This window comes from Halomonas sp. BC04, from assembly GCF_000568385.1.
In genome coordinates this window covers 1-10,007 of sequence record NZ_AZQX01000338.1, presented here as the reverse complement: position 1 = coordinate 10,007, position 10,007 = coordinate 1, and the positions used below count along the sequence as shown (strand labels likewise).

At 64.1% G+C, this 10,007-nt stretch carries 7 protein-coding genes and 5 pseudogenes; 11 read left to right on the top strand and 1 reads right to left on the bottom strand.

The features are described 5' to 3' along the window. The 10 genes and pseudogenes from Q427_RS31605 to Q427_RS22645 all read left to right on the top strand — a co-directional run. Positions 1-151 (top strand): annotated as a pseudogene (locus tag Q427_RS31605) (DNA polymerase III subunit delta'); the annotation flags it as partial. 25 nt (positions 152-176) lie between these two features. Continuing rightward, entirely contained in the window at positions 177-512 is a 336-nt protein-coding gene (locus Q427_RS22670; RefSeq protein WP_043517477.1) for a PilZ domain-containing protein, read from the top strand. Positions 513-582: 70 nt separating this feature from the next. Next, the gene (locus tag Q427_RS22665; protein WP_043517476.1) at positions 583-1,428 is read left to right on the top strand and encodes a TatD family hydrolase; all 846 of its coding nucleotides are present in this window, start codon (positions 583-585) and stop codon (positions 1,426-1,428) included. 75 nt (positions 1,429-1,503) lie between these two features. Then, a pseudogene (locus Q427_RS36525) lies at positions 1,504-1,692 on the top strand (DUF1285 domain-containing protein); the annotation flags it as partial. Between the two features lie 182 nt (positions 1,693-1,874). Continuing rightward, a complete protein-coding gene (locus Q427_RS36520) occupies positions 1,875-2,066 on the top strand; it encodes a DUF1285 family C-terminal domain-containing protein (RefSeq protein WP_331280691.1) in 192 nt (63 codons plus the stop codon). Beyond that, a pseudogene (locus tag Q427_RS22655) lies at positions 2,063-4,233 on the top strand (ATP-dependent helicase); the annotation flags it as partial. The gene Q427_RS36520 and the pseudogene Q427_RS22655, both read left to right, overlap by 4 nt. Before the next feature lie 111 nt (positions 4,234-4,344). Next, entirely contained in the window at positions 4,345-5,166 is an 822-nt protein-coding gene (locus tag Q427_RS30575; protein WP_081786165.1) for a sulfurtransferase, read from the top strand. A gap of 221 nt (positions 5,167-5,387) precedes the next feature. After that, a complete protein-coding gene (locus tag Q427_RS36515; RefSeq protein ID WP_331280690.1) occupies positions 5,388-5,855 on the top strand; it encodes a Gfo/Idh/MocA family oxidoreductase in 468 nt (155 codons plus the stop codon). Next, on the top strand, positions 5,768-6,358 hold the full coding sequence (locus Q427_RS36510) for a Gfo/Idh/MocA family oxidoreductase (protein ID WP_331280689.1): 591 nt from the start codon (positions 5,768-5,770) through the stop codon (positions 6,356-6,358). Before Q427_RS36515 ends, Q427_RS36510 begins: the two co-directional genes overlap by 88 nt. Positions 6,359-6,372: 14 nt before the next feature. Next, positions 6,373-7,461, top strand: a complete 1,089-nt coding sequence (locus tag Q427_RS22645) for a DegT/DnrJ/EryC1/StrS family aminotransferase (RefSeq protein ID WP_043517474.1) — start codon at positions 6,373-6,375, stop codon at positions 7,459-7,461. A gap of 62 nt (positions 7,462-7,523) precedes the next feature. On the opposite strand, the pseudogene Q427_RS22640 reads toward Q427_RS22645, so the two are convergent. Further along, a pseudogene (locus tag Q427_RS22640) lies at positions 7,524-9,193 on the bottom strand (electron transfer flavoprotein-ubiquinone oxidoreductase). A gap of 402 nt (positions 9,194-9,595) precedes the next feature. On the opposite strand from Q427_RS22640, the pseudogene Q427_RS22635 reads away from it, so the two are divergent. Then, positions 9,596-10,007, top strand: a pseudogene (locus Q427_RS22635) (electron transfer flavoprotein subunit beta/FixA family protein); the annotation flags it as partial.

Below are 10,007 nucleotides of genomic sequence, written 5' to 3'. Positions count from 1 at the left end.
GGCTGTCAAGAACGCCCGCGTTCGCGACTGGTTCCGGCTGCTGGACTATGCTCGAGAACAGCGCCGCCTGCTGGCTGCCGGCGGCAACCCCAACCCCCAGCTGGTTCTCGAGGCCTGGCTGGTTCGCTGGTCGGCCCTGCTGCGTTCCTGACGCAGGGATGAAGGGAGGAGTTCGCATGGCACCACAGAAGGCCTTGTCGCTGGCCATTCAGGATACACAGACCCTGCTTTCCGCCTACATGCCGCTGCTGGAGCGAGGCGGTATCTTCGTTCCCACCCGCGAGCGCTACGAGCTGGGCCAGGAGGTCTACCTGCTGCTGACCCTGCCCGGTGACAGTGAGCGCATGCCGGTGACCGGCCAGGTCGTCTGGGTCTCACCGGATGGTGTGGCAGGACGCCGCGTGCCAGGTATCGGCATTCACTTCAGTCCCGAAGACCAGCCGGTGAGGGACCGGATCGAAACCCTGCTCGCCGGCCAGCTGGACAAGGGTGCGCCGACCTATACCCTTTGAGCGCTAAGCTTTGTCTGAAAACTGCCTGCGCTCAGTCATACTGCCCCATACCTGATGAGTCGTTTTCCGCATGTTCGTCGATTCCCATTGCCACCTTGATCGCCTCGACCCCCAGACTCATGGGGGAGATATCGCCGCCACCCTGGATGCCGCCCGTGCCCGCGACGTTCGCCAGTTCCTGGCCATCGCGGTCACGCTGGAAGCGGTGCCGGAGCTTGCCAGGATCAGCCGCGAGCACCCCGACGTCGTGATCTCCGCCGGCGTTCATCCGCTGCATCGGGTGGATGACGAGCCCGACGTCGAGGCGATCAAGACCTGTGCCGACCGCTATGGCGCCGTGGCCATCGGGGAGTGTGGGCTCGATTATCACTATCTCGACAAGGCCCCCGACAGCGTGCCGTCGAGAGAAGTGCAGCTGGCACGTTTTCGCCGCCACCTGATCGCTGCCACCGAGCTTCAGTTGCCGGTCATCGTGCATACCCGGGAGGCGCGGGAAGAGACCCTGGCCCTGATCCGCGAGCATACCGATCCGGCGGTTGGCGGCGTGTTGCACTGCTTCACCGAAGACCTGGACATGGCCCGAGAGGCCGTGCGTCATGGCTTTTCGATTTCGTTGTCGGGTATCGTCACCTTCCGCAACGCCGAGTCAATCCGTGATGTCGCTCGTCGAGTGCCGCTGGACCGGCTGCTGATCGAGACGGACAGCCCCTACCTGGCGCCGGTTCCCCACCGGGGCAGGCCCAACGAGCCGGCCTGGGTGGTCGAGGTGGCCGAATGCATCGCGCGTGAGCGAGGCATCAGTATCGAGGAGGTCGCCATGCAGACCACGGCAAATTTCTACCGGCTGTTTCGAGCGGCCGTGCCGGAGGCGCCTGCAGAGATCCGCAACGCCCTGGCCACTGCCGGCCTGGTATAGACTGGTGTCAGGGACTCCCGCTGCAGTGGCCGGGGTCGGAGAGGCCTGTTCAGCGATTCATGCCGGAGGCAGTAGATGAACCTGGAGCCGCTACTCGAGCATGTGGAACCGGTAGGGAAGGTCCCCCCCGTGGACCGCTGGGATCCCCAGCAGGCCGGCGAAATGGACTTGATCATCGTTTCCGACGGGCGCTGGATTCATGAAGGCACGGTCATTGGACGCCCACGCCTGGTCCGGCTGCTGTCGACGCTGCTGCGCCGCGAGCAGGACGGTCATCATTATCTGGTGACACCGGTCGAGAAGCAGCGCATTCAAGTGGAGGACCGCCCCTTCGTCATCGTCGATGCCGAGCTGGAGGGCGATAACTGGCGGCTGACAACCAACGTCGGCGACCGGCTGTGCCTGGGTGATGAGCACCGCCTCAGGGTCAGCGAGACCCTGATGGAGTGGCGGTCCCGGAAGTCGACATACGCTTCGGCCTCTCCGCCAGGCTGGGGCGCAACGTTTTCTATCGCCTGGTGGAGGCCGGCGAGCAGCGCACCACCGATACCGGTCGCATCGAGCTGGGGCTCACCAGCGGAGGTGTCTGGCAGCCGCTGGGCGAACTGCCTGGCGACGCACCGGATGAGGCTTCATGAAACTCACCGAGGAGCAGCAGGCCGTGGTCGCCCATGGCTCCGGGCATGCCCGGGTCGCTGCCGTGGCCGGGGCCGGCAAGACCACCACGCTGGTGGCCCGGGTGCTACACCTGCTGGCCAGTGGCGTGCCTGCCAACCGTATCCTGGTGCTGATGTTCAATCGCTCGGCCCGGGAGGATTTCCAGCAGCGCCTGGCGACCATGGCCCCCCGGGGCCAGCGGCTGCCCGATGTGCGTACCTTTCACGCCCTTGGCCATCGGCTGACCGGAAGTCTGACTCGCTGGGGTGTGCTGCCGGAACGCCGACTGCTTTCCACCGACTGGCAGGTGGAGCGCCTGCTGCGCCAGGCCACCCTGGAAGTACTGGAGGATCCGGCGCAGCGCGAGACGGCGCTGGAGGCGGATACCCTCGAGACGCTTGCCCACTTCTGTGGCCTGGTGAAGGCCGAGATGGTGGCGCCGCAAGCACTCCACGAGCGGCTCGATTTCGGTGACGAGTCGCGGCATTTCGTGGCGGCCTTCCAGCGTCTCGAGCAACTGCTGGCCGACCATGGGTTGATGACATTTTCCGATCTGCTGTACCGGCCGCTGTGTGCGCTGGAGGCCGACCCGCAGCTGGCAAGGCGTGTCCAGGGCTACCTGGACCATGTCATCATCGATGAGTATCAGGACATCAACCAGGCGCAGCTGCGCCTGCTGGCCACCCTGGCCGGGCGTGAAGCGACGTCATGGCCGTGGGGGATGCCAATCAGTGCATCTACGAGTGGCGTGGCGCCCATCCCGAGGCCATGCGTGAGCACTTCACCGATACCTTCGGCACCGCCATCGACTACCCCCTTTCGACCACCTTCCGCCACGGGCATGCACTGGCGCTGACAGCCAACCATGCCATCGCCGCCAACCGTCGTCGGCCCGACCAGCTCTGCCTTGCCGCACCGGACAATCCCCGCACTACCCTGGCCGTGGACCAGGGCAGGGAGGCACTGCCCCAGGCGCTGGCCATCTGGCAGGAGGAGGGGCGTCGTCTCGATGAGGCTTGCCTGCTGGTACGCAGCTGGGCGCTGTCGGTGCCTTTCCAGCTGCGGCTTCTCCAGGCGGGCATACCCTTTCGGCTCTCCCGCGAGGATCGCTTCGTATTCCGGCTGCCACTAGTGCAGGCCCTGTCCGGCTACCTGAGGGTGGCACGGAATGCTGCCCTGCTGCACGATCCCGAGCTGGTGCAGCGGCTCCTGGAGCAGCCGACCCCATTCGTGGCCCGCGAGCGGCTGTCGGCGTTGGCCAGGCGGTTGGCGGAGACCCAAGCCTTCCCCGACCGGCACGATCCGCTGATGGCCAGTCTCAAGCCGATCCAGCGGCGCAATCTCAAGCGGCGCTGGGCTCTGCTCTGCGAGCTGCCGCGCCTGGGCCGCTGGTCACCCGCCCGACTGTTGGCCCATGTGGTGGAGAGCCTCGACGCCGAGAAGGTGCTCAAGCGCGCAGCCGCAAGGCGTGAGAAGGGAGAGGAGGATGTCCGGCTGCTCGATGTGCTGGTCGAGCAGGCCGCTGAGGTAAAGGAGATCGATGCCTTCATCGAACTGCTGGAGCGGCCGGTGGAGAACCACGCTGGCGGTATCCTGATCACCACCGTGCACGGCGCCAAGGGGCTGGAGTGGCCGCTCGTGGTCCTGGCCGGGGCCAATGAGGAGGATTTTCCCCATTACAGTCGCGACAACCCGTTGACCCCGGAGCGGCTGGAGGAGGAGCGACGGCTCTTCTATGTGGCCATCACCCGTGCCCGGGAACGGCTGCGCATCCTGCATGATGGGGGAGCGCATCGACCCAGCCGGTTCATCGCCGAGATGGCCTGGCAGGATTGCACGCGGGTTGCCGCCCGCCTGGAAGGTGTCGACAGCGATGCCTCTCCGCTGGCCGTCACCTCGCCGACGCTGGTGGCCCGCTATCTCGAGACACTGGGCCATGAGATCCCCCTTCGGCCACTGGCCGACTCTACCCTGGCCGAACCACATGCCGCCTATACGGCGGGCGAGTTCCTTCCGGGGCAGTGGCTGCGGCACGCGGTCTTCGGTGAGGGCGAGATTGCCGTGGTGGAGGGCGACCCGGTGGATCCGGTCATCGAAGTGCGTTTTGCCCAGGCGGGACGGCGCCGGCTACTGGCGCGGCGAGCCCCATCGAGATGCTGTCCACACCTATGGCAGCATCGAGTCCCTGATTTCGATTCTCGGGATCTTCCCATTTTGACGGATCTTCGAGAGTGGCCCCCAGGATCAAGGAGCTTGAACATGCATCGTGTGCTGATATCCGCCGCGGAGCTTGCCGAATCACTCGAGGCGGGGAGCCCTCCGCTCGTGCTCGACTGTCGTGTCCGCCTGGGGGAGCCGGAAGCCGGGCGACGCCTTTGGGAGGCCGGGCATATTCCCACCAGTCATCATCTCGACCTGGACCGCGATCTTGCCGGGCCGCCGGGAGAGGGTGGTCGCCATCCCCTGCCGACCCCCGGTGCTTTCACTGCCGTGGTGCAACGCCTTGGTATCACGCCCGGCAGGCCGGTGGTGGTGGTCGATGACATGGGAGGACAATTGGCGGCGGCCCGGGCCTGGTGGATGCTGTCCTGCTGGGCCGACCATTCCGACGTACGGGTCCTGGACGGCGGCTTGAGGGCATGGCAGGGCACGGGCGGACCGCTGGTACTGGGCAGGGAGCCTCTCCCTGAGCCCAGCAACTGGAAGCCCCACTACGACGATACTTCCTGGGTCGATGCCGGTACGGTGCTGACCGGCCGTGACATGAAGGTCGATGCGCGCAGCCTGGAGCGCTTTCGCGGCGAGGTCGAGCCCATCGACCCCATCGCTGGTCATATCCCGGGTGCCCAATGTCGGCCCAGCGCAGCCAATCTGGATGACGACGGCCATTTCAAGCCGGCCGAACAGCTCGATGGCGAGCTGCCGGACGCCGATGCGGTCATTGCCTATTGTGGTTCCGGCGTCACCGCCTGCCACAATATCCTTGCCTATGCCATTGCCGGCCGCCCATTGCCGCGTCTTTATGTGGGCTCCTGGAGCGATTGGATTCGCAAGGATTTGCATCCTGTGGCTAGCGGCTAGGTGTTATCTGGCACCGGCTTGAGCAGGATCAGGGCAGGGAACGTAAGTCGACTTAATTTCAACCGCCAGAGGCCGTAAAATCAATTATCTCTTGCTGGCTTGTTTCGCCACTCTTTGGACCCGGGGCATTGGTTCGGCACAGGTGGACGCTTGGGGTTCAAGACCGGCAAGATGCCTGAACGCCAGCAAGCAACGGAAATGGAATCCGAGGAGAAAAGCTGATGAATTTTGCCTTGATTGGTGCGGCCGGCTATATCGCGCCTCGACATATGCAGGCCATCAAGGACATGGGGCATACGCTGGTGGCGGCCTACGACATCAACGATTCAGTCGGCATCATCGATTCCATCTCGACCGATTGCGCATTCTTTACCGAATTCGAGTATTTCATGGAGCATGCCTGGCGTCTCAGGCGCCAGCAGACCAAGGCGATCGACTACTGGGTGGTCTGCTCCCCCAACCATCTTCACAGCGCCCATATCACGGCCGGCCTCCAGTTGGGTTGTGATGTGATCTGCGAGAAACCGCTGGTGTCGACACGGCCCAGCTCGATGAGCTGCGCTGTATCGAGGAGGAGACCCACCGTCGCGTCTACAGCATCATGCAGCTGCGCCACCACCCGGCCATTCACGAACTGCGCGACAAGGTGCTGGCCGAGCAGCGGGAAGGGCAGTACGACGTCGACCTGACCTATATCACCGCGCGCGGCCCCTGGTACCTGGCCAGCTGGAAGGGGGATCCGCGCAAGTCATTCGGCGTCATGGCTGAGATCGGCATTCACTTCTTCGATATGCTGCATGTGATCTTCGGTGAACTAAAGGAGCAGGTGCTGCACTACCACGATGAGCACAAGGCTGCCGGTTACCTCGAATATGAGAAGGCGCGCGTGCGCTGGTTCCTTTCCATCGATGCCGAGGATCTCCCCGAGCGCGTGCGCGGCCAGCATTCGACCTATCGCAGCATTACCTGCGATGGCGAAGAGTTTGAGTTCTCCAGCGGTTTCACCGACCTGCATACCGTCAGCTATCGCGAAATACTCGCCGGCAGGGGCTTCGGTATCGAGACCGTACGGCACTGCCTCGAGACCGTCTATGGCTTGGGCCTGGCGGTGCCCGAATCACCGCGTGAAGGCGAGGCTCACCCGCAACTGGGCGAGCTTTCATCGGCTCGTCCCCTGGCTGCCCGCGCCTGATCCGAGGAGAGCTCATGCATTTCATCGACCTTGCAGCTCAGCAGGCACGGATCCGTCCGCAGCTCGATGCGGCGATCGAGGCCGTGCTGGCACATGGCCGCTATGTGATGGGGCCAGAGGTGGTCGAGCTGGAACGTCGCCTTGCCGACTATGCGGGAGTCGCCCACTGCATCGGCTGCGCCAATGGCACCGATGCACTGCAGATCGCACTGATGGCGCTCGATATCGGCCCTGGCGATGAAGTCATCGTTCCCGGCTTCACCTTCATAGCCAGTGCTGAAAGCGTGGTCCTGGCCGGTGCCAGGCCGGTCTATGTGGACATCGACCCGCACACCTACCTGCTCGATCCTGCCCGGGTCGAGGGGGCCGTTACCCCTCGAACTCGCGCCATCATGCCGGTCTCGATGTTCGGACAGTGCGCCGACATGGAGGCGATCGAGACACTGGCGCAGCGCCATGGGCTCTGCGTGGTGGAGGATGCCGCCCAGAGTTTCGGTGCCACCCAGCACGGCCGGCGCTCGGGCAGCCTGAGTCGAGTTGCGACCACCAGTTTTTTCCCCAGCAAGCCCCTGGGAGCCTACGGTGACGGGGGTGCCCTGTTCACCGATGACGATGCCCTGGCGGAGGCGATTCGTCTCGTGGCACGCCATGGCGAGGCACGGCGTTATCACCATACCCGGATCGGCATGAACAGCCGCCTGGATACGCTGCAGGCCGCTATCCTGCTGACCAAGCTGGCGATCTTCGACGAAGAAGTGGCGCTGAGGCAGCAGGCGGCCGAACGCTACGATCGACTGCTGGGCGAGTCCGGTGTCGTCACAGCGCCGACCGTGGCGGCAGGCAACACCAGCGTTCATGCCCAATACAGCATCCGCGTGCCACGCCGTGATGGGGTGCAGGCGACGCTGACCGATGCCGGCATACCGACCGCCGTTCACTACCCGCTTCCCCTCAATCACCAGCCCGCCGTTGCCGATCCTGACTGTCAACTGCCTGTCACCGAGGCGGTATGCCGGGAGATACTCAGCCTGCCGATGCACCCCTACCTCCAGGCCGAGGAGCAGGAGCGGGTGGTCGAGGCTTTGGTGCAAGCCTTGGCCTGACACCTGCAGCCGCCAAAGCAAAAGGGCGTGCCGCCTGGCACGCCCTTTTTCGGCTGAGGTGATTACATGTTCGGGTAATTGGGGCCGCCGCCGCCCTCCGGTGCCACCCAGGTGATGTTCTGGGCGGGGTCTTTGATATCGCAGGTCTTGCAGTGCACGCAGTTCTGGAAGTTGATCTGGAACTGCGGCTTGCCGTCGTCACCTTCAATCACCTCATAGACGCCTGCCGGGCAGTAGCGCTGGGCTGGCTCAGCGTACTTGGGCAGGTTCTCGCGGATCGGCAACTCCGGATCCTCGAGCTTCAGGTGGCAGGGCTGGTCCTCCTCATGGTTGGTATTCGACAGGAACACCGAGGAGAGCTTGTCGAAGGAGAGCTTGCCATCCGGCTTGGGGTAGTCGATCTTCTCGAACTCGCTGGCAGGCTTGAGTGCCGCATGGTCCGGGATGGTATCGTGGACATTGGGTAGCTTGCCGCCCAGCAACTGGTTGACGAAATTGTAGGCGCCACCCCCCACGGTGCCGTACTTGTGGATCGCCGGGCCGAAGCTGGCGCTCTCCTTGAGTTCGGCGTAGGCCCAGCTCGCCTCCCACCGCTCGGTGAAGGCGGTGAGTTCCTGGCCACCTTCATCCCCTCCCGCAATCGCCTTGAAGACGGCCTCTGCTGCCACCATCCCCGACTTCATGGCGGTGTGCAGGCCCTTGATCTTGGCGAAGTTCAGGGTGCCGGCGTCGCAACCGATCAAGAGGCCGCCGGGGAAGGTCATCTTGGGCAGGCAGTTCAGGCCACCCTTGGTGATGGCGCGGGCGCCATAGGCCACGCGCTTGCCGCCTTCCAGATGCTGCTTGAGCACCGGGTGGTGTTTCATGCGCTGGAATTCGTCGAAGGGCGACAGCCAGGGGTTCTTGTAGGACAGGTCCATGATCAGGCCGACCACCACCTGCTGGTTCTCGGCGTGGTAGAGGAACCAGCGCCGTGGGTGTCCTTGGCCAGCGGCCAGCCGGAGCCGTGCAGCACCAGGCCCGGCTCATGCTTCTCGGCGGGGATGTCCCACAGTTCCTTGAGGCCGATGCCGTAGTGCTGCGGGTCCCGGCCGTCGTCCAGCTTGAACTGTTCGATCAGTCGCTTGCCCAGGTGGCCACGGGAGCCTTCGGCAAACAGGGTGTACTTGGCCCGCAGCTCCATGCCTGGCATATGGCTGTCCTTGGGCGTGCCGTCGGCTGCGACGCCCATGTCGCCGATCAGGATGCCCTGGACCGTGCCATTCTCGTCCTGAATGGTTTCCTGGGCGGCAAAGCCGGGAAAGACCTCCACGCCGAGCCCTTCCGCCTGCTCGGCAAGCCAGCGGCAGAGATTGCCGGCGCTGATCACGTAGCGGGCCATGTCGCCGCCGGTATTGTGCATGCTCTTGGGTACCAGGGCATTAGGCAGCTTCTGGGCCTTTTCGGCGTCCTTGAGCAGGTAGAGCTCGTCACGAATGGCCGGTGTGGTGAGCGGGGCGCCGCGCTCTTCCCAGTCGGGAAAGAGTTCGGCTAGGGCGCGTGGTTCGAAGACGGCACCCGAGAGGATGTGGGCGCCGACTTCGGAGCCCTTCTCCACGACACATACCGTCAGCTCCTGCTCGGCTTCATTGGCCTGCTGCATCAGGCGGCAGGCCGCGGCCAGGCCCGAAGGTCCGGCGCCGACGATGACCACATCGAACTCCATTGAATCCCGCTCTACTTGCTCTGACATCCGGTCGCTCCTCACTCTTTCGCCGTCGGCCACGGTCTACCACCAACGTCGATAGTTATTAAAACGGTCGTTTGCTTCTCGATATTCTCCATGATAGGCATAATAGACGACTCAGGACACCCCTACGATGGGCAATGTGCAATTGCGCTGGCCAAGGTCCGGTCGTGGAAGGGATTGTTGCCATGGGTCCGCCTGTGGCACATTGAGAGGGTTTTTCGGTGCGGTGCCTATCAAACGCTTGCATGAAACGCATGGGCAGCGCATGGAGATAGAGGCATGTCAGCCGGTTCGTGCTGAACGGCTGGGCCTTGCTGACATAGGAAGCGCTGACAGGCTCGGTATCGGGTCGGGCAGCGAGTCCCTAACCCAGATGGTTCAGAAAAAGAACCAAGCGAGGACACCATGAAAGTACTCGTCGCGGTCAAACGCGTCATCGACTACAACGTGAAGATTCGCGTCAAGGCGGATCACAGCGACGTCGACCTCACCAACGTCAAGATGGCCATGAATCCCTTCTGCGAGATCGCCGTGGAAGAGGCGGTGCGGCTGAAGGAAAAGGGCGTGGCCACCGAGGTGGTCGCCGTCACCATCGGCCCCAAGGCCGCCCAGGAGCAGCTGCGTACCGCCCTGGCGCTGGGTGCCGACCGCGCGATACATGTCGAGACCGACGAGCGCGTCGAGTCGCTGGCCGTGGCCAAGCTGCTGGCCAAGGTGGTCGAGGAAGAGCAGCCAGGCTGACGATTCTCGGCAAGCAGGCCATCGACACCGACAACAACCAGACCGGCCAGATGCTGCGGCGCTGAGCGGCCTGCCC

Bases quoted from the DNA above. Each gene is read 5' to 3' on its own strand.
- Q427_RS22670 (WP_043517477.1), top strand. From the start codon at position 177: ATGGCACCACAGAAGGCCTTGTCGCTGGCCATTCAGGATACACAGACC.
- Q427_RS22645 (WP_043517474.1), top strand. From the start codon at position 6,373: ATGCATTTCATCGACCTTGCAGCTCAGCAGGCACGGATCCGTCCGCAG.
- Q427_RS22665 (WP_043517476.1), top strand. From the start codon at position 583: ATGTTCGTCGATTCCCATTGCCACCTTGATCGCCTCGACCCCCAGACT.
- Q427_RS30575 (WP_081786165.1), top strand. From the start codon at position 4,345: ATGCATCGTGTGCTGATATCCGCCGCGGAGCTTGCCGAATCACTCGAG.
- Q427_RS36510 (WP_331280689.1), top strand. From the start codon at position 5,768: ATGCAGCTGCGCCACCACCCGGCCATTCACGAACTGCGCGACAAGGTG.
- Q427_RS36515 (WP_331280690.1), top strand. From the start codon at position 5,388: ATGAATTTTGCCTTGATTGGTGCGGCCGGCTATATCGCGCCTCGACAT.